This window comes from Salmonella sp. A1325, assembly GCF_056991255.1.
The window spans coordinates 56,871-82,859 of sequence record NZ_JAMLWO010000006.1 but is presented as its reverse complement, the minus strand read 5'-3'; the positions used below and the strand labels follow the sequence as shown (position 1 = coordinate 82,859).

General features: G+C 52.0%; 25 protein-coding genes and 1 other annotated feature. Of the genes, 13 read left to right on the top strand and 12 right to left on the bottom strand.

The annotated features are described in order from the left end of the window. Positions 1-184: 184 nt before the first annotated feature. The gene (sltY, locus tag NAZ64_RS13435; protein WP_483640964.1) at positions 185-2,122 is read left to right on the top strand and encodes a murein transglycosylase; all 1,938 of its coding nucleotides are present in this window, start codon (positions 185-187) and stop codon (positions 2,120-2,122) included. A gap of 57 nt (positions 2,123-2,179) precedes the next feature. Continuing rightward, a complete protein-coding gene (gene trpR / locus NAZ64_RS13430) occupies positions 2,180-2,506 on the top strand; it encodes a trp operon repressor (RefSeq protein ID WP_000192003.1) in 327 nt (108 codons plus the stop codon). 101 nt (positions 2,507-2,607) lie between these two features. Here trpR and yjjX read toward each other — a convergent pair whose 3' ends face one another. After that, positions 2,608-3,123 (bottom strand): inosine/xanthosine triphosphatase, encoded by a 516-nt coding sequence (gene yjjX / locus NAZ64_RS13425; protein ID WP_000554310.1) that lies wholly within the window; start codon positions 3,121-3,123, stop codon positions 2,608-2,610. A 48-nt stretch (positions 3,124-3,171) separates the two neighbouring features. Between yjjX and gpmB the strand changes: the two genes are divergently transcribed. Next, positions 3,172-3,819 (top strand): 2,3-diphosphoglycerate-dependent phosphoglycerate mutase GpmB, encoded by a 648-nt coding sequence (gpmB, locus tag NAZ64_RS13420; protein WP_000942363.1) that lies wholly within the window; start codon positions 3,172-3,174, stop codon positions 3,817-3,819. On the opposite strand, the gene robA is transcribed toward gpmB, so the two are convergent. Continuing rightward, positions 3,816-4,685 (bottom strand): MDR efflux pump AcrAB transcriptional activator RobA, encoded by an 870-nt coding sequence (robA, locus tag NAZ64_RS13415; protein ID WP_000371685.1) that lies wholly within the window; start codon positions 4,683-4,685, stop codon positions 3,816-3,818. The genes gpmB and robA overlap by 4 nt on opposite strands. A gap of 211 nt (positions 4,686-4,896) precedes the next feature. Between robA and creA the strand changes: the two genes are divergently transcribed. From creA to creD, 4 genes are read left to right on the top strand one after another with little or no spacing between them, the layout of a single operon-like run. Then, the gene (gene creA, locus NAZ64_RS13410) at positions 4,897-5,370 is read left to right on the top strand and encodes a protein CreA (RefSeq protein ID WP_000875813.1); all 474 of its coding nucleotides are present in this window, start codon (positions 4,897-4,899) and stop codon (positions 5,368-5,370) included. Between the two features lie 12 nt (positions 5,371-5,382). Beyond that, positions 5,383-6,072, top strand: a complete 690-nt coding sequence (gene creB, locus NAZ64_RS13405; protein WP_001187046.1) for a two-component system response regulator CreB — start codon at positions 5,383-5,385, stop codon at positions 6,070-6,072. Beyond that, a complete protein-coding gene (gene creC / locus NAZ64_RS13400) occupies positions 6,072-7,496 on the top strand; it encodes a two-component system sensor histidine kinase CreC (RefSeq protein ID WP_076936341.1) in 1,425 nt (474 codons plus the stop codon). The genes creB and creC overlap by 1 nt, the downstream gene beginning before the upstream one ends. A gap of 57 nt (positions 7,497-7,553) precedes the next feature. Further along, positions 7,554-8,903 carry a cell envelope integrity protein CreD gene (gene creD, locus NAZ64_RS13395; RefSeq protein WP_483640963.1) on the top strand — a complete coding sequence of 450 codons (1,350 nt, stop codon included), beginning with the start codon at positions 7,554-7,556 and terminating at the stop codon, positions 8,901-8,903. A 57-nt stretch (positions 8,904-8,960) separates the two neighbouring features. Here the strand turns inward: creD and sthE are convergent, their stop codons facing one another. From sthE to arcA, 8 genes are all read right to left on the bottom strand, one after another. Then, the gene (gene sthE, locus NAZ64_RS13390; protein WP_220569426.1) at positions 8,961-10,046 is read right to left on the bottom strand and encodes a fimbrial major subunit SthE; all 1,086 of its coding nucleotides are present in this window, start codon (positions 10,044-10,046) and stop codon (positions 8,961-8,963) included. 40 nt (positions 10,047-10,086) lie between these two features. Next, entirely contained in the window at positions 10,087-10,644 is a 558-nt protein-coding gene (locus NAZ64_RS13385; protein ID WP_001527481.1) for a fimbrial protein, read from the bottom strand. Between the two features lie 17 nt (positions 10,645-10,661). After that, entirely contained in the window at positions 10,662-13,199 is a 2,538-nt protein-coding gene (locus NAZ64_RS13380; RefSeq protein WP_220569425.1) for a fimbrial outer membrane usher protein, read from the bottom strand. A 45-nt stretch (positions 13,200-13,244) separates the two neighbouring features. Continuing rightward, positions 13,245-13,928 (bottom strand): fimbrial biogenesis chaperone SthA, encoded by a 684-nt coding sequence (gene sthA, locus NAZ64_RS13375; protein WP_000680525.1) that lies wholly within the window; start codon positions 13,926-13,928, stop codon positions 13,245-13,247. A 70-nt stretch (positions 13,929-13,998) separates the two neighbouring features. Next, entirely contained in the window at positions 13,999-14,544 is a 546-nt protein-coding gene (locus NAZ64_RS13370; protein WP_220569424.1) for a fimbrial protein, read from the bottom strand. 338 nt (positions 14,545-14,882) lie between these two features. Further along, the gene (locus NAZ64_RS13365; RefSeq protein WP_000811635.1) at positions 14,883-15,554 is read right to left on the bottom strand and encodes a winged helix-turn-helix transcriptional regulator; all 672 of its coding nucleotides are present in this window, start codon (positions 15,552-15,554) and stop codon (positions 14,883-14,885) included. 384 nt (positions 15,555-15,938) lie between these two features. Then, complete coding sequence (locus tag NAZ64_RS13360) at positions 15,939-16,253, bottom strand: hypothetical protein (protein ID WP_000749516.1); 315 nt, start codon at positions 16,251-16,253, stop codon at positions 15,939-15,941. Positions 16,254-16,519: 266 nt separating this feature from the next. Further along, a complete protein-coding gene (gene arcA / locus NAZ64_RS13355) occupies positions 16,520-17,236 on the bottom strand; it encodes a two-component system response regulator ArcA (RefSeq protein WP_001194359.1) in 717 nt (238 codons plus the stop codon). 95 nt (positions 17,237-17,331) lie between these two features. On the opposite strand from arcA, the gene yjjY reads away from it, so the two are divergent. From yjjY to thrC, 6 genes are all read left to right on the top strand, one after another. Then, the gene (gene yjjY / locus NAZ64_RS13350; RefSeq protein WP_001541509.1) at positions 17,332-17,472 is read left to right on the top strand and encodes a YjjY family protein; all 141 of its coding nucleotides are present in this window, start codon (positions 17,332-17,334) and stop codon (positions 17,470-17,472) included. 399 nt (positions 17,473-17,871) lie between these two features. Then, complete coding sequence (locus NAZ64_RS13345; RefSeq protein WP_220569423.1) at positions 17,872-18,558, top strand: tRNA/rRNA methyltransferase; 687 nt, start codon at positions 17,872-17,874, stop codon at positions 18,556-18,558. A gap of 213 nt (positions 18,559-18,771) precedes the next feature. Continuing rightward, positions 18,772-18,837, top strand: coding sequence for a thr operon leader peptide (thrL, locus tag NAZ64_RS13340; RefSeq protein WP_001575544.1), 66 nt, complete (start codon positions 18,772-18,774; stop codon positions 18,835-18,837). Beyond that, positions 18,773-18,893, top strand: a sequence feature (Thr leader region). (Overlaps the previous gene by 65 nt.) A gap of 25 nt (positions 18,894-18,918) precedes the next feature. After that, complete coding sequence (thrA, locus tag NAZ64_RS13335; RefSeq protein WP_001264677.1) at positions 18,919-21,381, top strand: bifunctional aspartate kinase/homoserine dehydrogenase I; 2,463 nt, start codon at positions 18,919-18,921, stop codon at positions 21,379-21,381. Position 21,382: 1 nt separating this feature from the next. Further along, on the top strand, positions 21,383-22,312 hold the full coding sequence (gene thrB / locus NAZ64_RS13330) for a homoserine kinase (RefSeq protein ID WP_000241685.1): 930 nt from the start codon (positions 21,383-21,385) through the stop codon (positions 22,310-22,312). Between the two features lie 3 nt (positions 22,313-22,315). After that, a complete protein-coding gene (gene thrC / locus NAZ64_RS13325; protein WP_058331392.1) occupies positions 22,316-23,602 on the top strand; it encodes a threonine synthase in 1,287 nt (428 codons plus the stop codon). 92 nt (positions 23,603-23,694) lie between these two features. On the opposite strand, the gene yaaA is transcribed toward thrC, so the two are convergent. After that, complete coding sequence (yaaA, locus tag NAZ64_RS13320; protein ID WP_024797404.1) at positions 23,695-24,468, bottom strand: peroxide stress protein YaaA; 774 nt, start codon at positions 24,466-24,468, stop codon at positions 23,695-23,697. A 78-nt stretch (positions 24,469-24,546) separates the two neighbouring features. Next, positions 24,547-25,977, bottom strand: coding sequence for an alanine/glycine:cation symporter family protein (locus NAZ64_RS13315; protein WP_483640962.1), 1,431 nt, complete (start codon positions 25,975-25,977; stop codon positions 24,547-24,549). Positions 25,978-25,989: the final 12 nt, after the last annotated feature.

Genomic DNA, 25,989 nt, shown 5'->3' with positions numbered 1-25,989 from the left:
CGTGATGGTGAATAGATGTCAAAGGCGAAGTGTAGCCTTTTTCCCTGCCTAAGCCCAGCCAGCAGATCGCACTCGCAATAAAAGTAAAAAAGTGTCCGTAACGTGGCGCAAATGGCTATGACTGGTTAGCATAAATTCATTACGCGGCATGATGCTGCATTGGATAACAATTGAGGAAGTGCTTGTGGATAGAGCCAAACCATTTGTCTGGCGTCTCGTCGCCGCCAGCGTATGCCTGCTGACCTTTTGTCACCTCGCGCGGGCCGACTCACTGGAAGAGCAGCGTAACCGCTATGCGCAGATTAAGCAGGCCTGGGACAACCGCCAGATGGATGTGGTAGAGCAGATGATGCCGGGTTTGAAAGATTATCCGCTCTACCCGTATCTGGAATACCGTAAGATCACCGACGATTTGATGAACCAACCGGCGATTGCCGTCACGCAGTTTGTGCGCGCCAATCCAACGCTTCCGCCTGAGCGTACGCTGCAATCGCGCTTCGTCAATGAGCTGGCGCGTCGTGAAGACTGGCGCGGCTTGCTGGCGTTTAGCCCGGAGAAACCCGGCACCACGGAAGCGCAATGTAACTATTACTACGCGAAATGGAGTACCGGGCAAACGGAAGCGGCCTGGCAGGGCGCGAAAGACCTTTGGCTGACCGGCAAAAGCCAGCCGAATGCCTGCGATAAACTGTTCAGCGTCTGGCGGGCCTCCGGCAAGCAAGACCCGCTGGCGTATCTGGAACGTATTCGGCTGGCGATGAAAGCCGGGAATACGGGGTTGGTTACGGTGCTGGCCGGACAGATGCCGGCGGAATATCAAACGATCGCCTCAGCGATCATTACCCTGGCTAATGACCCTAATAACGTGTTGACCTTCGCACGCACCACCGGCGCCACCGATTTTACCCGCCAGATGGCGGAAGTCGCGTTTGCCAGCGTCGCCCGCCAGGACGCGGAAAATGCGCGTCTGATGATCCCCTCGCTGGTACAGGCGCAGAAACTTAATGAGGAACAAACGCAGGCGCTGCGCGATATCGTTGCCTGGCGACTGATGGGCAACGATGTGACCGATGCGCAAGCGAAATGGCGCGATGACGCGATTATGCGCTCGCAATCGACGTCGCTTATCGAACGGCGCGTGCGCATGGCGCTGGGGATGGGCGATCGTCGCGGTCTCAATACCTGGCTTGCCCGCCTGCCGATGGAGGCGAAAGAGAAAGACGAGTGGCGTTACTGGCAGGCGGATTTATTGCTGGAGCGCGGTCGTGACGCCGAAGCGAAAGAGATCCTTCATGCTTTAATGCAGAAGCGCGGTTTTTATCCGATGGTTGCGGCGCAGCGTTTAGGCGAAGAGTACACGCTTAAAATCGATAAAGCGCCCGCCAACGTAAACAGCGCGTTGACGCAGGGGCCGGAGATGGCGCGTGTACGGGAGCTGATGTACTGGAACCTGGATAACACGGCGCGCAGCGAATGGGCGAATCTGGTAAAAAGCCGTAGTAAATCTGAACAGGCGCAGCTGGCGCGCTATGCGTTTAACCAGCACTGGTGGGATCTGAGCGTACAGGCGACGATCGCCGGAAAACTGTGGGATCATCTGGAGGAGCGTTTCCCGCTGGCGTATAACGATCTCTTTACCCGCTATACCCGCGGAAAAGATATCTCACAAAGCTATGCCATGGCGATTGCCCGCCAGGAGAGCGCCTGGAACCCGAAAGTAAAATCGCCGGTAGGGGCCAGCGGCTTAATGCAGATTATGCCGGGAACGGCCACCCATACGGTGAAAATGTTTTCGATTCCGGACTACCGCGGCCCCGGCCAACTGCTGGAGCCGGAGACCAACATCAACATTGGCACCAGCTATTTGCAGTATGTCTATCAGCAGTTTGGTAATAACCGTATTTTCGCCTCGGCGGCGTATAACGCCGGGCCGGGGCGCGTGCGCACCTGGCTTGGCAATAGCGCCGGGCGTATCGATGCCGTAGCGTTTGTCGAAAGCATTCCCTTTTCGGAAACGCGCGGCTACGTGAAAAACGTTCTGGCCTATGACGCTTACTATCGCCACTTTATGGGGCAGAAAGAGGCCTTAATGAGCGACTCTGAGTGGCAGCGACGGTATTAATGCAGACGGGTTATGTTATCATTTGTACTCGTGTAACAGTACAAACGGCGGTATAACATGACCCAGCATTCCCCTTATTCATCGGCTATCGCCGAACAACGTAATCAGGAGTGGCTTCGTTTTGTGGAGTTACTCCGTCAGGCATATGCAGAGGATCTGCATCTGCCTTTATTACAACTGATGCTTACGCCGGACGAGCGTGAAGCGCTGGGAACGCGCGTGCGCATTATTGAGGAGTTGTTGCGTGGCGAAATGAGCCAGCGCGAGTTGAAAACCGAGCTGGGGGCGGGCATCGCCACCATCACGCGCGGGTCAAACAGCCTGAAATCCGCGCCGGTTGAACTGCGTCATTGGCTTGAGAACGTACTGCTGAAAAACGCCTGATTTGCTCGTAGGCCGGATAAGGCGAAGCGGCCATCCGGCAACATCGCCGCGAAATGCCTGATGGCGCTGTGCTTATCAGGCCTACAACATAGCGCAAATAATTATCGATACACCGCGTTATGAAACGGGCTGAGCGCCAGGATCACCGCCTGGTAGTAAACGCTGGAGCGCGTTAATTTTCCGGCGGTAAATACGCCAATGGCGCCCTCTTTGCGACCAATCTCGTCAATACCGGTATAGTGGGACATCACCGGGCCAAGCGCTTCTCCCTGGCGGACTCTGTCGAGAATGACGGCGGGCAGCGGCAGCGTGGCCGATCGCGCTTCACCGCGCTGAACGCCGTTATCAATCACCACCCAACTGAAGGTGGCGTCATCGTCAATTCCGGCTTCAATGGCTACCCAGAAATCAGCTTGTGGATGCAGGCGTCGCGCATTATCCACGCGATTTCGTGCGCCAGCACGCGTTTCCTCGCTTCCGAAGGGCTGCTCCGGTACGCCGCTCTCGACGGCGACGGGCGTAATATGGCACGATCCTTCGCCGAAAATCTCTTCAAATGCCTGTAGAATTGCCTGAATTTTGGCAGGATTGGTGGTCGCAGAGATAACCTGGTGCATAATTAAGCTCAGTTTTAAAAATTTATCGCAGTATAACGGAAAAAAAACATGTTACAGGTATACCTTGTTCGCCACGGTGAAACGCAGTGGAACGCCGAGCGACGTATTCAGGGCCAATCGGACAGTCCCCTGACAGCAAAAGGCGAGCAGCAGGCCATGCAGGTAGGAGAACGCGCCCGCAGCCTCGGCATCACCCATATCATCAGCAGCGATTTAGGCCGCACAAAACGCACGGCGGAGATTATCGCCCAGGCGTGCGGGTGTGATATCACCTTTGACTCCCGCCTGCGCGAGCTGGATATGGGCGTGCTGGAAAAGCGCCAGATCGATTCGCTGACGGAAGAAGAAGAGGGCTGGCGCCGTCAGCTGGTCAACGGCACGCAGGATGGCCGCATTCCCGGCGGAGAATCGATGCAGGAGTTGAGCGATCGCGTTCATGCCGCGCTGGCGTCCTGTCTGGAGCTACCGCAGGGCAGCCGACCTTTATTGGTCAGTCACGGTATCGCGTTGGGCTGTCTGGTCAGTACTATACTGGGACTACCCGCCTGGGCGGAACGCCGGTTACGTTTGCGCAACTGCTCTATTTCTCGCATCGATTACCAGGAAAGTCAGTGGCTGGCGTCTGGGTGGGTGGTAGAAACCGCAGGGGACGTTTCGCATCTGGACGCCCCTGCATTGGATGAGCTACAGCGTTAACGGCGAATCGGGATCAGAAATTCGCAGCGCAGGTTGATAGGGCGATCGCCGGTTTTGGTATCTTCTGACGGGTAGTATCGCTCTATATCCTGTCCTTTACGACGGGTCAGATTCAGCATTGGCATACAGGTGCCGTAAACGGTCAGGATAAAATCCTGCACGCCGGTTCCTAACCCTTCATAGGTGAACATGACGTATTCACCGCCCTGCAACAGCACAGGATGCGCCGACTGAACATAGCCATCGGCCTGCTCTTGCGGCAGTGCGGTGGTATAGAATACTTCCTGCTCATCGTCTTTCTCCATGCTGGGGCGCGTTTCATTAAGCCCATAAAGCACTGGCGGAATAGTTGGCGAATGACCGAGGAAATCATGCCAGAATTGCACGCGCATTTCGTGGCGGAAGTCGGAAATCTGTTCCAGCGAGCAGGAATAGCTCTGCGTGACGCCAAGGAGCGGCGTATCTTCCAGCGTAACGAACTGATGTTCCGGCACGGTAAACTCGCCCAGCCGTAATGGCGGGCGAATGCCAAAGGCGCTCCATTCCGAGGAGCGACGATACAGCGCTGGCGTCTGGGAAAACTGTTTCTTAAAGGCGCGCGTAAAGGTTTGCTGAGAATCGAAGCGGTACTGAAGAGCAATATCCAGAATTGGACGCGCGGTCAAACGCAGCGCCACTGCTGATTTCGATAAACGACGGGCGCGGATGTAAGCGCCAATGGCGTGGCCCGTCACGTCCTTAAACATTCTCTGCAGGTGCCACTTGGAATAGCCTGCTTTTGCCGCCACATTGTCAAGTGACAGCGGCTGATCCAGATGACCTTCCAGCCAGATTAACAGGTCGCGAATTATGCCAGCCTGATCCATAAAATATCCCCATCCTTTCAACAACGAGCACCCGATATCAGGTAAGAGGATAATAGCATTTTTTGTTCTTTTAGCATTCAGTGTTTTTTTTGAGCTTAAATGCTTTTTTTAGGCAACGTGACAGGTAATTATTCTAATCCTGTGATCTATAACCATTTTATTTTAGAATGTCTAATAATTACGCAATGTAACTTTTATGAATGGTAACAATATGAAATACAAGAGCTTAGTACTTTTCTCAATTTTGTTGCTGCTGGGGCAGAGCGCCCGCGCGGAACAAATTGGTTCAGTCGATACGGTATTTAAAATGTTCGGTCCTGACCATAAAATCGTGGTGGAAGCTTTTGACGATCCTGATGTCAAAAACGTGACGTGCTATGTTAGCCGGGCGAAAACGGGCGGCATAAAAGGCGGATTGGGGCTGGCGGAAGATACGTCTGACGCCGCTATCTCTTGCCAGCAGGTCGGGCCTATTGAACTGAGCGACAGAATTAAGAACGGCAAGGCGCAGGGAGAGGTGGTTTTCAAAAAACGCACCTCATTGATATTTAAGTCATTGCAGGTCGTGCGTTTCTATGATGAGAAACGCAACACGCTGGCGTATCTGGCCTACTCCGACAAAGTAGTCGACGGGTCGCCGAAGAACGCCATCAGCGCGGTGCCGGTCATGCCGTGGCGACAATAACAGGAAAAGCGTATGCAGCAACCGCAGGTCTGGTTAGTCGAGGATGAACAGGGAATCGCCGATACGCTCATCTACACCCTGCAACTGGAAGGGTTTACCGTTGAGCTATTCGCCCGCGGGTTGCCCGCGCTGGAAAAAGCGCGTCAGCAACGGCCAGATGCGGTGATTCTCGATGTGGGACTACCGGATATCAGCGGCTTTGAGCTGTGTCGGCAGTTGCTGGAACGCCATCCTGCGCTGCCGATTCTTTTCCTGACTGCCCGTAGCGATGAAGTGGATCGATTGCTTGGTCTGGAGATCGGCGCAGATGATTATGTCGCCAAGCCGTTCTCGCCGCGCGAAGTGAGCGCCCGCGTGCGCACGCTGCTGCGCCGGGTGAAAAAGTTTGCTGCGCCGTCGCCGGTGGTGCGTACCGGACATTTTGAACTCAATGAACCGGCGGCGCAGATCGCCTGGTTTGGTACGCCGCTCTCGCTGACGCGTTATGAGTTTCTGCTCCTTAAAACCCTGCTGCTGTCGCCGGAGCGCGTGTACTCGCGCCAGCAATTGATGGATATTGTCTGGTCTGATGCCCAGGAGACCTTCGATCGGACGGTCGATACACACATCAAAACCCTGCGTGCTAAGCTACGCGCGATCAACCCGGATCTCTCGCCAATTAACACGCATCGTGGAATGGGATACAGCCTGAGGAGCGTCTGATGCGCATCGGAATGCGTTTGCTACTGGGCTACTTTCTTATTGTCGCCGTCGCCGCCGTGTTTGTGCTGTCTATCTTTGTTCAGGAGATAAAGCCGGGTGTCCGCCGCGCGACGGAAGGGACGCTGATTGACACCGCGACGCTGCTGGCGGCGCTGGCCCGCGACGATCTCCTTTCCGGCAACCCGACTAACGGCCAGTTGGCGAAGGCATTCGCCCAACTGCAACATCGCCCGTTTCGCGCCAATATCAGCGGGATCGTCAAAGTGCGCAATGAATACCATGTCTACATGACGGATGCGCAGGGTAAGGTGTTGTTTGATTCGGAAAACAGAGCGGTGGGGCAGGATTATTCTCGTTGGAATGACGTCTGGCTTACGCTGCACGGACAGTATGGCGCCCGCAGCACGGCAAAAGATTCTGCCGATCCCAATAGCACCGTGATGTACGTAGCCGCGCCGATAATCAGCGATGGACGGATTATCGGCGTCCTGACTGTCGGTAAACCGAATGCGGCAATGGCGCCGGTGATTAAGCGCAGCGAACGGCGCATTCTGTGGGCCAGCGCCGTTTTACTGGGAATTGCGCTGGCGATTGGCGCGGGGATGGTCTGGTGGATTAACCGCTCCATCGCCCGGTTGACGCGCTATGCGGATTCTGTCACCGAAAACCGCCCGCTTGCGTTACCTGCATTAGGCAGCAGCGAGCTGCGTAAACTGGCGCAGGCGCTGGAGAGTATGCGCATTAAGCTGGAAGGCAAGAATGACATTGAGCAGTACGTGTATGCGTTGACTCATGAGCTGAAAAGTCCACTGGCGGCGATACGCGGCGCGGCGGAGATTCTGCGTGAAGGACCGCCCGCGGATGTGGTTACCCGCTTTACAGAGAATATACTGGCGCAAAATACGCGAATGCAGGCGCTGGTAGAAACCCTGCTGCGCCAGGCGCGGCTGGAAAACCGACAGGATATCCCTCTCGCGCCGGTTGCTGTTGATGAACTATTTACGCAGCTTAGCGAGGCGCGCAGTATTCAGTTGGCGGCAAAAAAGATCACGCTTACTCTACGGCCTTCCTCGCTGGTTGTCGTCGCCGACGCGGAGCTTCTGGCGCAGGCGCTGGGCAATGTATTGGACAATGCCATCGACTTTACGCCTGAAAATGGCGTTATCACATTAAGCGCTCAGCCGATGGGGGAGAAAGCGATCCTGCAGGTGACGGATTCCGGCTGTGGTATTCCTGATTTTGCGCTGCCGCGCATTTTCGACCGATTCTATTCGTTGCCCCGTGAAAACGGGCGTAAAAGCAGCGGGCTTGGGCTGGCGTTTGTCAGCGAGGCGGCGCGACTCCTCAACGGTGAGGTGACGTTGTGCAATCGTCCCGAAGGCGGCGTGCTGGCCTCGTTGACACTTCACCGTCACTTCACATAACTTCAAATTCTCCCCACATCGCGTTCTTACACTGCTGGCATTGCAAAGGAGAACGCTATGTTGAAATCCCCCCTGTTGTGGAAAATGATTACGTTAGGCGGCGCCATGATCCTGCTGTTAATTCCCCTGATGATGGTACGGCACACCATCGTGGAACGTGCTGATTATCGAAGCCATGTAGAAGCTGCTATTCGTCAGAGTACCAGCGACCCACAAAAGGTTGTCGGCCCGCTGGTGGCGGTTCCGGTGACAGAGCTCTATACCGTGCTGGAAGAAGAGAAAGAGGTCCAGTATAAGCGCAGCTATCTCTATTTTTGGCTGCCGGAGTCGCTATTGGTCGAAGGCAATCAAAACGTTGAAGCGCGAAAAATAGGTATTTATCAGGGGCAGGTGTGGCATACCGATATGGCGATAAAGGCAGAGTTTGATGTGGCCCGTCTGCATGAGCTGAACAGACCGAACATTACCCTTGGAAAGCCCTTTATCGTCGTAGGCGTCGGCGATGCGCGCGGTATCAGCGCAGTAAAAGCGCCGCAGGTGAATGGTGAAACGCTCACTGTAGAACCGGGGACCGGCTTACCGGAAAGTAGAGAGGGCATTCATATCCCGCTGCCGGACAGTCAGTGGGCGACGCGTAACCTGACGTTGGCGATGTCGTTAAATTTAAGTGGAACCGGCAGCTTTTCACTGGTTCCCGTCGGGCGTAGCAGTGAAATGACCCTGACCAGCAACTGGCCGCACCCAAATTTTGTGGGGGATTTTCTTCCCGGTAAACGCGAAATCAGCGGTTCAGGATTTCAGGCCCAGTGGCAAACCAGCCGGTTTGCCACGAATCTCGGCGAACAGTTTGTTGATGCGCAAAAGGTGGATTGGGACAACTTACCGGCGTTTAGCGTCGCTGTATCGACGCCAGCCGACCAGTATCAACTGACGGACAGAGCGACGAAATATGCCATTTTGTTGATTACGCTAACGTTTATGGCTTTCTTTGTCTTCGAAACCCTGACGGGGCAGCGGTTACACCCGATGCAGTATCTGCTGGTGGGGTTATCACTGGTGATGTTCTACCTGCTATTGCTGGCACTGTCGGAACATATCGGTTTCACGCCAGCCTGGATCGCTGCAAGCCTGGTGGGCGCGTTGATGAATAGCGTTTATTTGCAGGCGGTGCTGAAAGGATGGCGCAATAGCGTACTGTTTACGTTAGCGTTATTGGCGCTGGATGGCGTGATGTGGGGATTGCTGCGTTCGGAAGATAGCTCGTTGCTTCTGGGTACCGGCGTTCTGCTACTGGCGCTTGGCGGCGTGATGTTCCTGACGCGCCATCTGGACTGGTATTCGCTCTCTTGTCAGCAACGTAAGTCATTACCGCCAGTAAAAGATGACGAATTACGTTTGTGGAAATAAATCTAACGGGCGCGCGCGTTAACGTTTTCCCGCGCAGCGCCAGAAAATGTGATGCCGTTAGTTATAGGTCAGGTTTAATGTTGCCGTGGCATTCGCTTGCCCGGCCGTTACCGTGGCGGCGGTTTTATAGTAGTGCACGCTAATTTTCAGGGTGGTGGACATATTCATGGTTCCGCCGTTAACCGTCTGGCTGCCATCGGCATTGGTAGTAATCGTGTGAGTAAAGAGATCAATTTTTTGATTGATTGGCAAACTGTCGGTAAAGAAACCGGCGTCCGGCGCCTGAATACCCAACTGTACGCCAACGCCGGTTGCGCTGGTTGGCGCGCTTGCATTGCTCAACTGGATGACTGAATTATCAGGATTGTTTCCGCTGGCCGGTTGGGCGCTTAACGATGCGGAAATGGCGGTGCCTTGTTCGCAGGTCAATAAGATATCCTGCTCGCCTGTGCCCGCGGTTTGACTGTTAGCGAAACTGCCTAAATTGACGCTGCCTAAATCCACGGTGATGGCAGGTGTTTCTACCCGACATCCCATCGCTTTCATAATCAATTGCGTATTCCCCAAATACAGATGGGTCAGGATATCGCCGCCGGAGTCTTCTGTTGCGCTATCGCGAAAAGATACGCGCGCCAGTGGACTTTGGAATGTCGCGGTACCGGAGGTGATCGGACCGCCTAAGGCGACCAGTTCAACATTGTAGGCGGGAGCCATCGCATGGTGTGTTTTATTGCCATCGCCATTATGGTAGGTATTATCGATTGGCATGACATTATCGTAAGGGCCAGCATTCGTTTGGGTTTTAATCGCAATGCCCACGCCGGAAATACCGGTGCTAAATACCGGCGTGTTGTTCCCGTCATTCGCATTGATTGTCGCCGATGTATTTGACTGCGCGCTACCGGGTTCATATAAAAAACCGACCTTATAATCGCGACTACAGCCATCCATTGTGACTTCGGAGGTGGAAACCCAGCCCGATTGCCACAACACTTCGCCTGCGGTATAGGCGTGGCTATCCACCACAAGCTGCGACGGCGGGGTGATAGTGATCGCGCCTTCATTTCCGGAACGTTTACAGGAGGCGTAACCATGACTGGAATACGCGAACAGCAGAATAAGCGCCAGATATAACCTTCTCATGAAAAATTCCTGTTTTTATACCAGGTGAAATAGAAAGATGTTATTGCCATGCGATAGTGATCGTCACAACGGACGTGAAATCCCCTGCCGTGACTTTTCCGTGCGGGGTATACATCCTTGCGGCGACAGGCAAATTGGCTTCATGGGTATTACTGTTGATATCCACCGTGTAAGTGACGTTGTTGGCCAGATTGACCAGACTTTTACCGTCCAGGTTAAAAAGCTGTAATCCTAAATCCTGCGCCGGATTGGCCGCGCTGTTTGCATAAATCGCAGAAGCATAATTTGGATCGGGATAAGGTACGCCGTTAAATGAAATCGCGGCTTTTGTGGTCGTTGCCGGGCAATTCGTCATTTTTATGGTGAAAGGAATGGTGGCGGTATTGCCACCGGCCACAGCGATATCCGCCCGGGCATATTGCCCAAGAGAGATCGTGTCGGGGACCGTCACGGTACACGGATCGGCATAAATTAATCCCGTGACGTTAATGTCTACGGCATCTGCGGTATTGTATGCCGCGCTGATCGAGGGCGACCATAATGCCAGACCCGTGAACGTTAACAGGGCGGTTAATGCAGCAAATCTGTTCATATTCATCTTTTATCCCACCAGAATCACTGGCATTGCTCGTGTAAGATTTCTACGCCAGAAGCGGAGGGGGAGCTCGGTATACGATAAGAGACCTGACACTGGTCTGCTGCTGTTGGCCCCCACTTCACTAATAACCGCCCTTGTTTTTCCAGTCCGGTTAACCAGGCTTGCCCCGCATCACCAACAAAACTGCTGTGATTGTCTGGTTTTGTTAAAGACGAGACGGTCGCGCCAAAAGGAACAGGCAGATTGTTTATGCGGGTTAATACCATCAATGCCTTGTAACCAATATTGGTTTTATATTCGGCCCTGACCACCGCGCCACGGGTAGGCACCAGCGTTTTACTGGTATCAATGAGCTCAATATTTTTTCTAATGCCCGTCGTATCTAAAGACACTTCATTACGATGGTAAGGCGAAGCATAAGGTACGACGGCATAACCCCGAAAATCGGTGTCCACGCCCGTTTCGTTATTCACGGGGACACCCGCTGCGCCAGGGGCTTTAACCAATATGATGGTGTCGTCCATTGGCTGGGATAGTGTCAGGCCATTTCGATGTAGTAGTACGCCGCCCTGAACGCCATAATTCAGGCGACGCATATGATTATCGTAGCTATACCCGCCGTTAATATCCGCATACGTCCCGTTATAGGTTGCGCTCACATTACCGCTGGTGGCTTTCTCTTGAGAGGAATAACCTTCCTGAACGCTCCATGAGAGATTTTTCTGTGCCAGCGCTGTTCCGTTTAAACCGACAGTATGCGTGGTATCGCCGTCTTTCGCGGAGTTCATATTGTAGGTGGCATACGTTGACGGCATAAAGGCATCTAACGGAATACTAATATTGATTGAAATTTGCTGGTCATTACTGTCTTCCGTATCGTCGTCTTCATCCTGAGAATTATCGGCGTTCAGCGTATAAGAATAGTTAATGCCATAGCTTACGTTATGCCATGTGTTGTTATAGCCAATACCTAATGATGTGGTATGAGTGTCATTCCAGTAATCTTCATTATATAAAGTGAGTGAAATGGAACCGTAGATAATGTCTTGCGACAACGACAGGTCGGTGCGATTACGTACATGATCATAGTGACTATTATCGCTATAGGTATCCAGCACATCCTCAAGAGCGTAGTAATCTTTGGTCGAATAACGGTAACCGGCGACAGTGAAATTGGTGCCTGTTGACTGAATATCTTTGCTGTAACGAATACGCCAGGACTGTCCGGTAAGCGTATCGCTAACCACATCGCCTGCTTTAATTTTTGACCATGAATTGGTGACGTCTAAAGACAATGCGCCCAGATCGCCAAGGTTTAAACCTGTCCCGATGAGCGCCGCATGATAAACATCATTGCTCAGCGTACTCTCTATTCCGCCATAGGCGGTTATGCCGCCTGCTAATCCGTATAAGGCCGTCAGTTCTGCGAAATTCTGTTGCGCGGAATGCGAATCTGATGAACGCGTGCGGCCTACCGTCAGGTCGTATTTCAGGTGGCCTTCACGCTGTAATACCGGAACGCTGGCGTAGGGCACAATGAAATGCTGTTCAGAACCATCGGATTCTTTGATGGTGACGTACAGGTCGCCCGAACCGCCGGTTGGATAAAGATCGTTGATGGCGAATGGACCCGCCGGAACGTTAGTTTTGTAGATGGTATAACCGTTTTGTTCAACGGTTACCTGCGCGCTGCTTTTGGCCACCCCGCGAATGACCGGGGCGAACCCTTTCATACTGTCCGGCAACATATCGTCATCAGAAGAGATCTGTACGCCCTTAAATGAAATACTGTCAAAGACGTCCGCGGGCGTGTTATTTTCCCCGGCGATCAGCTGTCCTTTTAAAAATTCGATATCGCGAGAAACATAGGTGTAGGCAGAATCCCAGCTATTTTGCCCATCGCTATCATGATTCCAGGTTGAGTAGTTACGAAAACGCCATGCGCCAATGTTAATACCTGGGCGCAGGTTAGCGTATTCGCTATTTTCCGTCCGGTTTTCATCAATATCGTGATCCTGCGATCCGGTAAAACTGTAATTCAGCAAAAAAGCATTAATGCCTTCATCCCATTCGCTGGTAGGGACGAATTCTCGCGGGTCGGCGATCAACGCGATTTGAGGGATCGCTAAATCCAGCCGGTTACCGATGACATTGAACTTTGCTACAGCGCCAGCCAGCAGACTAAGATCGGTACACCCGTTTGGGTCATTTTTAAGCTCGGGGAAGTTTTCTGTTTTTACGCCCCACTGCTTGAGTTGTTCAACGCTAAGACACGGCTGTAGGGAGAGCTTATTATCTGCTGATTTTTTATTTTTAAAGGCAATATTTTTTGTTTCAACACTGGTGTTATTAATATAAATATCAACATTATAGGTGCCTTCTGCCTGCCCCCCCTTTTCGAAAACCGATAGATCGACATTCTCCACGCCCGGTTCATCATTTTCCAACGATAATGGATTAAAATGATCATGCGCTAACGCTGGTTTTATGGAACAGCATATAAAGAGAAACGATAACGCTAATTGAGAACGGGGCTCTACTCTGGAGAATTGCACAGTAAAAGTCCTGAAAGGGTAAAAGTAAAGTGAAGTCGTTAATGGCTAGAATGAACCGGAATGCGGCTCTAAACTCATCCCATAATCGCTGATTAATCGCCACGTTACCGTGCCATGAGGGGCGGCAGTAGAACCCAATTTAAATGACGCTGATGATTTTGGCGGAACGAAGGTCGCTGATTTCACTTCATGGCTGTTAAGCGTCACACTGGCAAAGTTCATATAATAGGGAGTGGGGTTATTTACGGTAATAACATCACCTGCCGTCTGCCATTTTAATTGTTGGCTCTGGCTATCAGGCGTCGATTTTGTTAATGCTGGCGGCCGATATATAAGCTTTATTTGGGTATTAATGGAGATTTCCACGCGGTTCGCGGAGGCATTATCATCAATAGAAGGAATACCCTTAATATTGAGCCAGTACATAGATTCCCGATCTGTAGGTAGAGGGGCGCCAGAGCGAATAACCCGAATGCTGTTCTTTTGCCCGGCATCAAGGCGAAAAAGAGGCGGGGTGATAATAAACGCCTGCTTATTTGTGACCTGGGGATCGGCAACCGATAACCATGACTGAACAAGATTCGCTTTGCTGTCTTTATTCTCTACATTGATTGACGACTCATCATTATTGCCGTCGAAAACCAGTCGGGTTCCGCCAACAACAATGCTGGCATGGGCAACATGGCTTGTCAGTAATACGACCAACACGGATTTCTTTATGTGTTTCATTTTTTACTCTGTAAAGATGTTTTACGCTATGGACTGGCATCCTGCCTGTCCACATCAGGATGAGAATGCCTTACTGATACGAAACGGTATACGTAACCTGAGCGCTAACATCTCCACCGGTTACGGTTGCGGAACCATCGTTAGCCATGGCGGCGTAATAGGTAAAGTCTGCTGTCGAGCCGTCGGTTGGCAGGTTTACTGCGGCATCATCCGTGTTATCTGTCACATCGCTATGTGAAGCGTTCTGAATAGAAATACCGACACCCGCGGCGCCCGTTTCCGATCCTTCGTCCGCGTTTTTGAAGTACGTTGGGTTGGAATCATCTGTTGCGCCGTGGAAGCGGAACATGGCCTGGGTCGGTACGCCAGTCCCTGCTTCCGGGCAGCTAACCAGGCTTACGGTAAACGGCACGTAATCGGTTGTGGCGCCTTTTTCCGCGATGCGTTCTTTGCTGTAATTACCCAAATCAATGGTGGTATCCGTGGAGCCATTAACCTGAACCGTACACGCCTGATCGTAAATTTTGCCATTGAACGTAATCGTGTTCTGGGCAAATACCGGTGCGGATGCTACGGCAGTTAACATTGCCAGGATGATAATTTTCTTATTAAACATATTAATTGTTGCCTGATTCTATTCGCTGAAAAATAAAGATAGCCATATAAAATAAAATATTATATTTTACTCTGTATGCGCTTCTTTCTGTTCTGTAGATAAGCAGGCGGCTATTCTACGTATATCAACTATGAACTCAATAAAAATTCTGATGCAATATTGAACGGCAGTCCAGTTTCGGACCCGGTAACAAAGTTTAATAAAATACCACTAAAGAAGTATGGTTGATGACTGGATTTATAGAGCAAGATCTCTTTTTTGATAATAATTATTATTTCCTGGAGGGTTTATTTAACTCTATATTGCTTTATTTTTAAGAATATACGACGCTTGTCCGTTTAAAATGAAACCGGCAGGTTTCGAAGCTCTAACAGTCTTCCATGCAGTATTTTTATATAGTCCCCCGCTTTTAGTTCTGAAAGTACCTGCATGATACGGCTGCGTGAAAGCCCGGTTCTCTGCTGTATGAAGTTCTGTGCGTTGATCTCAAATCGTGAGCTTTCAGGATACGACCACAGTTCAAGTAACAGCGCTTTTATCTGGCTATAGGCGTCCTGCCCGATAAGGTTTCTGTCACGGTTAGTCATGAAAGCAATGCGGTACATCAGGATGTTCGAAATGTCACGCCAGAGATGCTTTTCATCGGCTATTTCCACAAAATCTTTTACTGGGACAGGATAATATTCACAGGTGGTTTCGGCGATAAAAAAGACGTCTGAATTCTCTTCTAACTGGTATAAGTCAGCATAGGCATCTACAAGGCCTAAAATCATTGGTGAGACACCACAGCCCATTACAATGCTGTCGATACGCCGACATACTTTAATAGCGCCTTTAGTGATTAACAGGATGTGGGATTGATTATCAATCTTGATATCCAGTGTTTTACCGGCCGTAATAGTGACAGGGGAGATGTTTTGAATAACGTGCCGATGAATATTTAAAATGGCTTGCAGGTTTTTTTCTTTCCCTGTGGGACGATACACATTCCCGCCGTTTAACTGCTTCATATCTTCCCCATTATTATGGCTGATAAAGTGGTTGACTATTAAAAGGTAAACATAAATTTAATATTCACTTAAAATTATAATTAAGTAAATTAAAATAGCCAACAAGAATATTTAAGTCAATGTATTCACCTTATCAATGCATGAGCGACAACGCTGTTTGTAAGGTTAACCATAGTAAATGTGATGATTTTATTTGCAATCATTTTATGACAGCTATCATAGGTACTGTGCTTAACGAGCGCGTAGAGCGTACAGGATAGCGAAGCGATGAACATCGCTGTTGGAGGATACGAATGAGAGAAAAGTACAAAATGCAGGCGGGCGGCGTTTTACTGAGCGAAATCGCCGCCTGCCGGAACTCCTCCCGGCGGGAGCCATAAGCGGTTAGCGGTACTGGACGATCAAACTTTGAATCTCCGGATGATCTTTTAACGACACGTGCCGTACCGTGGCGATTCCATTCATCAACGAAATAGCGTTTCCAGACGGTGTGGCGACTGTCTGCAAATGGGGGATATTATTCCGCGAACATGATACCTCGATATTGCGATCGTGAGGCGCAAGGTTACAACCATATTCGACAATCTGGCCTTTGAAATGAATAACGCCTGCGGAGACCGGCGCGGTAGCAGCCAGCGCGGCTGATGAAGCTGACATCGCTGCACAAAACAGGTAGCAGCATAATGGTGATTTTTTCATCCTTTGAAACCTCACGTCCTGTGAGCATCCCCTTATTTTTTGGGGACCAACAAATCCCGTGTATTACTCTTTAATGTTAATACACAAACTACCTTAACTTTCGCAAGCTGAGATAAACAGCGCTATATGACAATTTTTATGTAAAAGAGTACGTCATAACGGCAGGTCAGGAGGGAAAGCGGGGCCGCTTAGCGGAAGGGGAGCATAAGAAACAGCCAGTAAGAATAACTTACCGGCTGTTTTTACGGTTTGGTGCCTGGGCCGAATTAATCCTGCAGGTCGCCGCAGAAGCGATAACCTTCGCCGTGAATGGTGGCGATGATTTCCGGCGTATCCGGCGTGGATTCGAAATGCTTACGGATACGACGAATGGTAACGTCAACAGTACGGTCATGCGGCTTCAGCTCGCGGCCGGTCATTTTTTTCAACAGCTCTGCGCGCGACTGAATTTTGCCAGGGTTTTCGCAGAAGTGAAGCATCGCGCGGAACTCGCTACGCGGTAGTTTATACTGCTCGCCGTCCGGGCCGATCAGTGAACGACTGTTGATATCCAGTTCCCAACCGTTGAACTTGTAGCTTTCAACGCTACGACGCTCTTCGCTGACGGTACCCAGGTTCATGGTACGGGACAGCAGGTTGCGGGCACGGATGGTCAATTCGCGTGGGTTAAACGGTTTGGTGATGTAATCATCCGCGCCGATTTCGAGGCCGAGAATTTTGTCGACTTCGTTATCGCGGCCCGTCAGGAACATCAGCGCAACGTTAGCCTGTTCACGCAGTTCACGCGCTAACAGGAGACCGTTTTTCCCTGGCAGATTGATATCCATGATCACCAGGTTGATGTCATATTCAGAGAGGATCTGATGCATTTCCGCGCCATCTGTCGCTTCGAATACATCATAGCCTTCCGCTTCGAAAATACTTTTCAACGTGTTGCGTGTTACCAACTCGTCTTCAACGATAAGAATGTGCGGGGTCTGCATGTTTGCTACCTAAATTGCCAACTAAATCGAAACAGGAAGTACAAAAGTCCCTGACCTGCCTGATGCATGTCGCAAATTAACATGATCGGCGTAACATGACTAAAGTACGTAATTGCGTTCTTGATGCACTTTCCATCAACGTCAACAACATCATTAGCTTGGTCGTGGGTACTTTCCCTCTGGACCCGACAGTGTCAAAAACGGCTGTCATCCTAACCATTTTAACAGCAACATAACAGGCTAAGACGTACCGGACACCTAATAAAACTACGCTTCGTTGACATATATCAAGTTCAATTGTAGCACGTTAACAGTTTGATGAAATCATCGTAGCTAAATGCTAGCTTTCATCACAAATTTGCAATATTCCAACTAGTTACGTAAGCCAACTAATAAATGCGATGAATCCAAAGAGCAGGATCTATTTTAAATTAAATTATCCTAAATAAACAGCAGGATAACGATGTTCTGTTAACATAAACAGCAATAGTACAGATACGCAATAGTGTAGCGTCTTTTACGAAATCAAAAATGCTTTTTCAGTGATATCCGTTAAAATTTTGTAAATTTGCGAAGCGTAATATGCTTACAAACGCCAGCTAATTTCCTGTAAATTAGTCAAAAAGAGTAATGAAATGCGTGTAACAATCGTTCTTGTCGCTCCCGCCAGAGCGGAAAATATCGGCGCAGCCGCCCGGGCTATGAAGACCATGGGATTTACTGACCTGCGTATTGTCGACAGCCAGGCGCACCTGGAGCACGCCACCCGTTGGGTCGCACATGGATCTGGAGATATTATTGATAATATTGAGGTTTTCCACACCCTTGCCGACGCACTCCACGATGTGGATTTTACCGTAGCGACGACAGCCCGCAGCCGGGCAAAATTTCATTACTACGCTTCGCCCGCTGAACTGGTTCCCTTATTACAGGAAAAATCACGCTGGATGCGTCATGCCGCGCTGGTTTTTGGTCGTGAGGATTCCGGTCTGACCAATGACGAGCTGGCGCTGGCGGATGTATTGACCGGCGTGCCGATGGCGGCGGATTACCCTTCGCTCAATCTGGGACAGGCAGTCATGGTGTATTGCTATCAATTAGCAGGTTTAATGCAACAGACCACAGAATCCGTTGATATTGCTGATGAATCGCAGTTACAGGCGTTACGCGCGCGCCTTTTACGCCTGCTAACGACTCTGGAGGCGGCCGATGACCACAAATTAACCGACTGGCTACAACAGCGAATTGGCCTGCTGGGACAGCGAGATACGGTAATGTTGCACCGTTTGGTCCATGATATTGAAAAAAAACTAACAAAATAACGTGCTGCAATTTTTAAAATAATAAGAGATTACGTCTGGTTGCAAGAGATCATGACAGGGGGAATTGGTTGAAAATAAATATATCGCCAGCAGCACATGAACAAGTTTCGGAATGTGATCAATTTAAAAATTTATTGACTTAGGCGGGCAGATACTTTAACCAATATAGGAATACAAGACAGACAAATAAAAATGACAGAGTACACAACATCCATGAACCGCATCAGCACCACCACCATTACCACCATCACCATTACCACAGGTAACGGTGCGGGCTGACGCGTACAGGAAACACAGAAAAAAGCCCGCACCTGAACAGTGCGGGCTTTTTTTTCGACCAGAGATCACGAGGTAACAACCATGCGAGTGTTGAAGTTCGGCGGTACATCAGTGGCAAATGCAGAACGTTTTCTGCGTGTTGCCGATATTCTGGAAAGCAATGCCAGGCAAGGGCAGGTAGCGACCGTACTTTCCGCCCCCGCGAAAATTACCAACCATCTGGTGGCAATGATTGAAAAAACTATCGGCGGCCAGGATGCTTTGCCGAATATCAGCGATGCCGAACGTATTTTTTCCGACCTGCTCGCAGGACTTGCCAGCGCACAGCCGGGATTCCCGCTTGCACGGTTGAAAATGGTTGTCGAACAAGAATTCGCTCAGATCAAACATGTTTTGCATGGTATCAGCCTGCTGGGTCAGTGCCCGGACAGCATCAACGCCGCGCTGATTTGCCGTGGCGAAAAAATGTCGATCGCGATTATGGCGGGACTCCTGGAGGCGCGTGGACATCGCGTCACGGTGATCGATCCGGTAGAAAAATTGCTGGCGGTGGGCCATTACCTTGAATCTACCGTCGATATCGCGGAATCGACTCGCCGTATCGCCGCCAGCCAGATCCCGGCTGATCACATGATCCTGATGGCGGGCTTTACCGCCGGTAATGAAAAGGGTGAACTGGTGGTGCTGGGCCGTAATGGTTCCGACTATTCCGCCGCCGTGCTGGCCGCCTGTTTACGCGCTGACTGCTGTGAAATCTGGACTGACGTCGATGGCGTGTATACCTGTGACCCGCGTCAGGTGCCGGACGCCAGGCTGCTGAAATCGATGTCCTACCAGGAAGCGATGGAACTCTCTTACTTCGGCGCCAAAGTCCTTCACCCTCGCACCATAACGCCTATCGCCCAGTTCCAGATCCCCTGTCTGATTAAAAATACCGGCAATCCGCAGGCGCCAGGAACGCTGATCGGCGCATCCAGCGACGATGATAATCTGCCGGTTAAAGGGATCTCTAACCTTAACAACATGGCGATGTTTAGCGTCTCCGGCCCGGGAATGAAAGGGATGATTGGGATGGCGGCGCGTGTTTTCGCCGCCATGTCTCGCGCCGGGATCTCGGTGGTGCTCATTACCCAGTCCTCCTCTGAGTACAGCATCAGCTTCTGTGTGCCGCAGAGTGACTGCGCGCGTGCCCGCCGTGCGATGCAGGATGAGTTCTATCTGGAGCTGAAAGAGGGGCTGCTGGAGCCGCTGGCGGTTACGGAGCGGTTGGCGATTATCTCTGTTGTCGGCGACGGTATGCGCACGCTACGCGGCATTTCAGCGAAATTCTTCGCCGCGCTGGCGCGGGCCAATATCAATATCGTGGCGATCGCTCAGGGATCTTCTGAGCGTTCCATTTCTGTGGTGGTGAATAACGACGATGCCACCACCGGCGTGCGGGTAACGCACCAGATGCTGTTCAATACCGATCAGGTGATTGAAGTGTTTGTCATTGGCGTCGGCGGCGTCGGCGGCGCGCTACTGGAACAGCTTAAACGTCAGCAAACCTGGCTGAAGAACAAGCACATCGATCTACGCGTGTGCGGCGTGGCAAACTCAAAGGCGTTGCTAACCAATGTGCATGGCCTGAATCTGGACAACTGGCAGGCGGAACTGGCGCAAGCGAACGCGCCGTTCAATCTGGGACGCTTAATTCGCCTGGTGAAAGAATATCATCTACTCAATCCGGTGATTGTTGATTGTACCTCCAGTCAGGCGGTGGCCGACCAGTATGCCGACTTCCTGCGTGAAGGATTCCATGTGGTGACGCCAAACAAGAAAGCGAACACCTCGTCGATGGACTACTACCATCAGCTACGTTTCGCCGCCGCGCAATCACGGCGCAAATTCTTGTATGACACCAACGTCGGTGCCGGTTTGCCGGTGATCGAAAACCTGCAAAATCTGCTGAATGCGGGTGATGAACTGCAAAAATTTTCCGGCATTCTTTCCGGGTCGCTCTCTTTTATTTTCGGTAAACTGGAAGAGGGGATGAGTCTCTCACAGGCGACCGCGCTGGCGCGCGAGATGGGCTATACCGAACCCGATCCGCGCGACGATCTTTCCGGTATGGATGTGGCGCGGAAACTGTTGATCCTCGCCCGCGAGACGGGCCGCGAGCTGGAGCTTTCCGATATCGTGATTGAACCGGTGTTGCCGGACGAGTTTGACGCCTCCGGCGATGTGACCGCCTTTATGGCGCATCTGCCGCAGCTTGACGACGCGTTTGCCGCCCGTGTGGCGAAAGCTCGTGATGAAGGTAAGGTATTGCGCTATGTGGGCAATATCGAAGAGGATGGCGTGTGCCGCGTGAAGATTGCCGAAGTTGATGGTAACGATCCGCTCTTCAAAGTGAAAAACGGTGAAAACGCGCTGGCGTTCTACAGCCACTATTATCAGCCCTTGCCGTTGGTGCTGCGCGGCTACGGCGCAGGCAATGATGTGACGGCGGCGGGCGTGTTTGCCGATCTGTTACGGACCCTCTCATGGAAGTTAGGAGTTTAACATGGTGAAAGTGTATGCCCCGGCTTCCAGCGCGAACATGAGCGTCGGTTTCGACGTGTTGGGCGCAGCCGTCACACCCGTTGACGGCACGTTGCTGGGCGATGTGGTATCCGTTGAAGCAGCGGACCATTTCCGTCTGCATAACCTGGGGCGATTTGCCGATAAACTGCCGCCGGAGCCGCGTGAAAATATTGTTTATCAGTGCTGGGAACGTTTTTGCCAGGCATTGGGGAAAACCATCCCGGTGGCGATGACGCTGGAAAAAAATATGCCGATTGGTTCCGGGTTAGGGTCCAGCGCCTGTTCCGTCGTCGCCGCGCTGGTCGCGATGAATGAGCACTGCGGCAAACCGTTAAACGACACGCGTCTGTTGGCGCTGATGGGCGAGCTGGAAGGCCGTATCTCCGGCAGCATCCATTACGATAACGTCGCGCCGTGCTTTCTTGGCGGTATGCAGTTGATGATTGAAGAAAACGGCATTATTAGTCAACAGGTGCCGGGCTTTGATGAGTGGCTATGGGTACTGGCTTATCCGGGCATTAAAGTTTCCACCGCAGAAGCACGGGCCATTTTGCCTGCGCAGTATCGCCGTCAGGATTGCATTGCGCATGGACGGCATCTGGCCGGTTTTATTCACGCCTGTTACTCGCGGCAGCCGCAGCTTGCCGCCGCGCTGATGAAAGATGTTATTGCCGAACCATACCGCGCGCGTTTACTGCCGGGCTTTAGCCAGGCGCGGCAGGCGGTGTCGGAGATCGGCGCGCTGGCGAGCGGGATTTCCGGGTCGGGGCCGACGCTGTTTGCGCTATGCGATAAACCGGAGACGGCGCAGCGCGTCGCGGACTGGCTGAGCAAACATTATCTGCAAAATCAGGAAGGCTTCGTTCATATTTGCCGGCTGGATACGGCGGGCGCACGAGTAGTGGGATAATCAATGAAACTCTATAATCTGAAAGACCATAATGAGCAGGTCAGCTTTGCGCAGGCCGTCACGCAAGGACTGGGCAAACAGCAGGGACTTTTTTTTCCGCACGATCTGCCGGAGTTTAGCCTGACGGAAATTGATGAGATGCTCAACCAGGACTTTGTCAGCCGTAGCGCAAAGATCCTCTCGGCATTTATTGGCGATGAAATACCGCAGCAAATTCTGGAAGAGCGCGTCCGCGCGGCGTTTGCGTTCCCGGCGCCGGTAGCGCAGGTAGAAAGCGATGTCGGCTGCCTGGAGCTGTTCCATGGTCCGACGCTGGCCTTTAAAGACTTCGGCGGGCGTTTTATGGCGCAAATGCTGACGCATATCAGCGGCGACAAACCGGTGACGATTCTGACCGCAACGTCAGGCGATACCGGCGCGGCGGTGGCTCATGCGTTCTATGGCCTGGAAAATGTGCGGGTCGTCATTCTCTACCCGCGCGGTAAAATCAGTCCGTTGCAGGAAAAACTGTTCTGTACGCTGGGCGGCAACATTGAAACCGTGGCGATCGACGGCGATTTCGATGCTTGCCAGGCGCTGGTGAAACAGGCATTTGATGACGAAGATCTGAAAACGGCGCTGGGGCTGAATTCGGCTAATTCGATTAATATCAGCCGCCTGTTGGCGCAAATTTGCTACTACTTTGAAGCCGTGGCGCAACTGCCGCAGGAGGCGCGTAACCAACTGGTGATCTCCGTACCCAGCGGCAACTTTGGCGATTTGACGGCAGGACTGCTGGCGAAGTCGTTAGGCCTACCGGTGAAACGCTTTATCGCCGCTACCAACGTCAACGACACGGTGCCGCGTTTTCTGCATGACGGAAAGTGGGCGCCGAAAGCGACGCAGGCGACCCTGTCGAATGCGATGGATGTCAGCCAGCCGAATAACTGGCCGCGCGTGGAGGAGCTATTCCGCCGTAAAATCTGGCGTCTGACTGAGCTGGGCTATGCGGCGGTAGATGATACTACGACACAGCAGACGATGCGCGAGCTGAAAGCGAAAGGTTATATCTCGGAACCTCATGCGGCGGTAGCGTATCGGGCATTACGCGACCAGTTAAACCCTGGCGAGTATGGCTTGTTTCTCGGAACGGCACATCCGGCGAAGTTTAAAGAAAGCGTGGAGTCCATTCTGGGAGAAACGCTGGCCTTGCCTGAAGCGCTCGCCGAACGCGCCGACCTGCCGCTACTTTCACATCATCTGCCTGCGGATTTTGCCGCCCTGCGTAAGCTGATGATGACCCGCCAGTAACCATTGCGCCCGGTGGCGCTGTCGCTTACCGGGCCTATGGGTGGTGTCGATTTGTAGGCCGGATAAGGCGTAACCGCCATCCGGCGATGCCGTTACTGCTCGTAGCGTTTAAAGATCAGCTCGTCTTGTGTGGAGGTTTCTTCATCAAAGAAATACCCTTCACGGTCAAACGCGGTAAGCTGTTCCGGCTTCGTTAAGCGGTTTTCAATAATAAAACGACTCATCAGTCCGCGCGCTTTTTTGGCGTAGAAGCTTACCACCTTAAACTTGCCGTTTTTCTCATCAAGGAACACGGGCTTAATCAGTTCGGCATTCAGTTTCTTCGGCTTCACCGATTTAAAATATTCCTCGGAGGCCAGATTCACCACCACCCGATCGCCCTGCGCCTCAAGCGCTTCGTTGAGCTTATCGGTAATGATATCGCCCCAGAATTGATAAAGATCTTTGCCGCGCGGATTCTCCAGGCGAATCCCCATCTCCAGACGATAAGGCTGCATTAAATCCAGCGGACGCAATACGCCATACAAGCCAGAGAGCATGCGCAGATGCTGTTGAGCAAAATCAAAATCCGCGTCGTTGAACGTTTCCGCCTGTAGGCCGGTATAAACATCGCCTTTAAACGCCAGAATCGCCTGGCGTGCATTATCCGGCGTAAAATGAGGCTGCCAGTCATGAAAACGCGTGGCGTTGAGATCCGCCAGTTTGTCGCTAATTCCCATCAGCCTGGAAATTTGCGGCGCCGAAAGCTGGCGGGCCTGTTGAATAAGCTGCTGGCTGTGATCCAACAGCTCCGGCTGGGTATAGCGGGTCGTGGCCAGCGGGCTTTGATAATCAAGCGTTTTTGCAGGTGAAATCAGAATCAGCATATCCAGTCCTTGCAGGGAATTTTCTGCGACTTTAGCAAAAAAACGCCACAGAGTTGACCGATGGTTGCGATTGTCGGCTTAGTCGCGCGATGCCGCATCCCAGGTATCTGGCGCCAGTTGTGGTTCGATATCCGGGAAGCGCCGCGGATCGAACTGCGGTCTTACGCCCAGTTTCCGTTGTCGCAGATAATCGCTGGCGAGGGTATACACCACCGGTGAGAGCAACAAAATCGCCGTCAGATTGGTAATGGCCATACAGGCCATGATCATGTCAGCGAGCTGCCATATCAGCGGAAAACTGATAAGCGTACCGGCGATAACCATGCCAAGCGTCGCAAGGCGTAATAGCCAGATGGCCTTTGCGTTATGTAACCGCAGAAAAAACAGATTGTTCTCGGCGTAAATATAGTTGGCGACGATAGAACTGAACGCGAACAGAATGACGATAAGCGCGACAAAGCTGGCGCCCCATTCACCGGTCAACGAAACCATTGCATGTTGGAGAAGATGAATGCCTTCTGTTGACGAATGGGACGCGTGATTCCCCGCCAGCAGGATAATCATCGCGCTGGCGGTACAGATGATAATGGTGTCGCTGAATACGCCAATCATTTGCACAATCCCCTGCGCGACAGGGTGAGGGGGATACGACGTTGCCGCTGCGGCCGCATTAGGCGTTGACCCCATTCCCGCTTCATTAGAGAACATCCCACGCTGAAAACCGCTGGTAATAGCTTGGGTGAGCGTATATCCGGCTGCGCCTGCCGCGGCTTCCTGCCAGCCAAATGCGCTTTTGACTATCGAGGCGATAACGCCAGGCATTTGCTCAATATGCCAGAGGCAAATGAATACGCTGCCGGCGACCCACAATAACGCGATGAGGGGAATCAGCCATTGCATCAGGCGGGCGACGCCTTTTATGCCGCGGATGATAATTAACAGGGCACAGAACGCCAGAGCAATGCCGGAGATAAGCGGCGGAATGTTGAAGGCGAAATGGAGCGCGCGTGAGACGGCATTCGCCTGCACGCTATTAAAAATCAACCCGTAGGCGACGAGCAGAAAGAGGGCGAAAACCACGCCCATCCAGCGCATTCCCAGCCCGCGCGCCATATACCACGCCGGGCCGCCGCGGAACTGGCCTGTCGGGTCACGTTCTTTATAAAGCTGGGCAAGCGAACACTCGGCGAAGGAGGTCGCCATACCAACGATGGCCGAGACCCACATCCAGAATACCGCGCCGGGACCGCCTGCGGCGATAGCCAGCGCCACGCCGGCCAGATTACCGCTGCCAATCCGCGCCGCGAGGCTGGTACACAGCGCCTGAAATGACGTCAGGCCGCCTGGCTGCGGGCTAAAGCTGCCTTTCAGACTGCGGCTAAATTGGCGAATATAACGAAATTGAATGAATCCGGTACGCCAGGTAAACCAACATCCTGCGCCGAGCAGCAGGTAAATCATTACCGAGCCCCAGAGTATTTCGTTAATAAAACTGAAAAACTCAGGCATTAACGTCCCTCT

Excerpts from the sequence above, each read along its gene's own strand:
- sthE (WP_220569426.1), bottom strand. The coding sequence starts at position 10,046 with ATGAGAAGGTTATATCTGGCGCTTATTCTGCTGTTCGCGTATTCCAGT.
- NAZ64_RS13315 (WP_483640962.1), bottom strand. The coding sequence starts at position 25,977 with ATGCCTGAGTTTTTCAGTTTTATTAACGAAATACTCTGGGGCTCGGTA.
- thrA (WP_001264677.1), top strand. The coding sequence starts at position 18,919 with ATGCGAGTGTTGAAGTTCGGCGGTACATCAGTGGCAAATGCAGAACGT.
- gpmB (WP_000942363.1), top strand. The coding sequence starts at position 3,172 with ATGTTACAGGTATACCTTGTTCGCCACGGTGAAACGCAGTGGAACGCC.
- yjjX (WP_000554310.1), bottom strand. The coding sequence starts at position 3,123 with ATGCACCAGGTTATCTCTGCGACCACCAATCCTGCCAAAATTCAGGCA.
- creA (WP_000875813.1), top strand. The coding sequence starts at position 4,897 with ATGAAATACAAGAGCTTAGTACTTTTCTCAATTTTGTTGCTGCTGGGG.
- NAZ64_RS13370 (WP_220569424.1), bottom strand. The coding sequence starts at position 14,544 with ATGTTTAATAAGAAAATTATCATCCTGGCAATGTTAACTGCCGTAGCA.
- robA (WP_000371685.1), bottom strand. The coding sequence starts at position 4,685 with ATGGATCAGGCTGGCATAATTCGCGACCTGTTAATCTGGCTGGAAGGT.
- trpR (WP_000192003.1), top strand. The coding sequence starts at position 2,180 with ATGACCCAGCATTCCCCTTATTCATCGGCTATCGCCGAACAACGTAAT.
- creC (WP_076936341.1), top strand. The coding sequence starts at position 6,072 with ATGCGCATCGGAATGCGTTTGCTACTGGGCTACTTTCTTATTGTCGCC.
- yaaA (WP_024797404.1), bottom strand. The coding sequence starts at position 24,468 with ATGCTGATTCTGATTTCACCTGCAAAAACGCTTGATTATCAAAGCCCG.
- NAZ64_RS13365 (WP_000811635.1), bottom strand. The coding sequence starts at position 15,554 with ATGAAGCAGTTAAACGGCGGGAATGTGTATCGTCCCACAGGGAAAGAA.
- NAZ64_RS13360 (WP_000749516.1), bottom strand. The coding sequence starts at position 16,253 with ATGAAAAAATCACCATTATGCTGCTACCTGTTTTGTGCAGCGATGTCA.
- creB (WP_001187046.1), top strand. The coding sequence starts at position 5,383 with ATGCAGCAACCGCAGGTCTGGTTAGTCGAGGATGAACAGGGAATCGCC.
- arcA (WP_001194359.1), bottom strand. The coding sequence starts at position 17,236 with ATGCAGACCCCGCACATTCTTATCGTTGAAGACGAGTTGGTAACACGC.
- creD (WP_483640963.1), top strand. The coding sequence starts at position 7,554 with ATGTTGAAATCCCCCCTGTTGTGGAAAATGATTACGTTAGGCGGCGCC.
- thrB (WP_000241685.1), top strand. The coding sequence starts at position 21,383 with ATGGTGAAAGTGTATGCCCCGGCTTCCAGCGCGAACATGAGCGTCGGT.
- thrC (WP_058331392.1), top strand. The coding sequence starts at position 22,316 with ATGAAACTCTATAATCTGAAAGACCATAATGAGCAGGTCAGCTTTGCG.
- NAZ64_RS13345 (WP_220569423.1), top strand. The coding sequence starts at position 17,872 with ATGCGTGTAACAATCGTTCTTGTCGCTCCCGCCAGAGCGGAAAATATC.
- sthA (WP_000680525.1), bottom strand. The coding sequence starts at position 13,928 with ATGAAACACATAAAGAAATCCGTGTTGGTCGTATTACTGACAAGCCAT.
- NAZ64_RS13385 (WP_001527481.1), bottom strand. The coding sequence starts at position 10,644 with ATGAATATGAACAGATTTGCTGCATTAACCGCCCTGTTAACGTTCACG.
- yjjY (WP_001541509.1), top strand. The coding sequence starts at position 17,332 with ATGACTAAAGTACGTAATTGCGTTCTTGATGCACTTTCCATCAACGTC.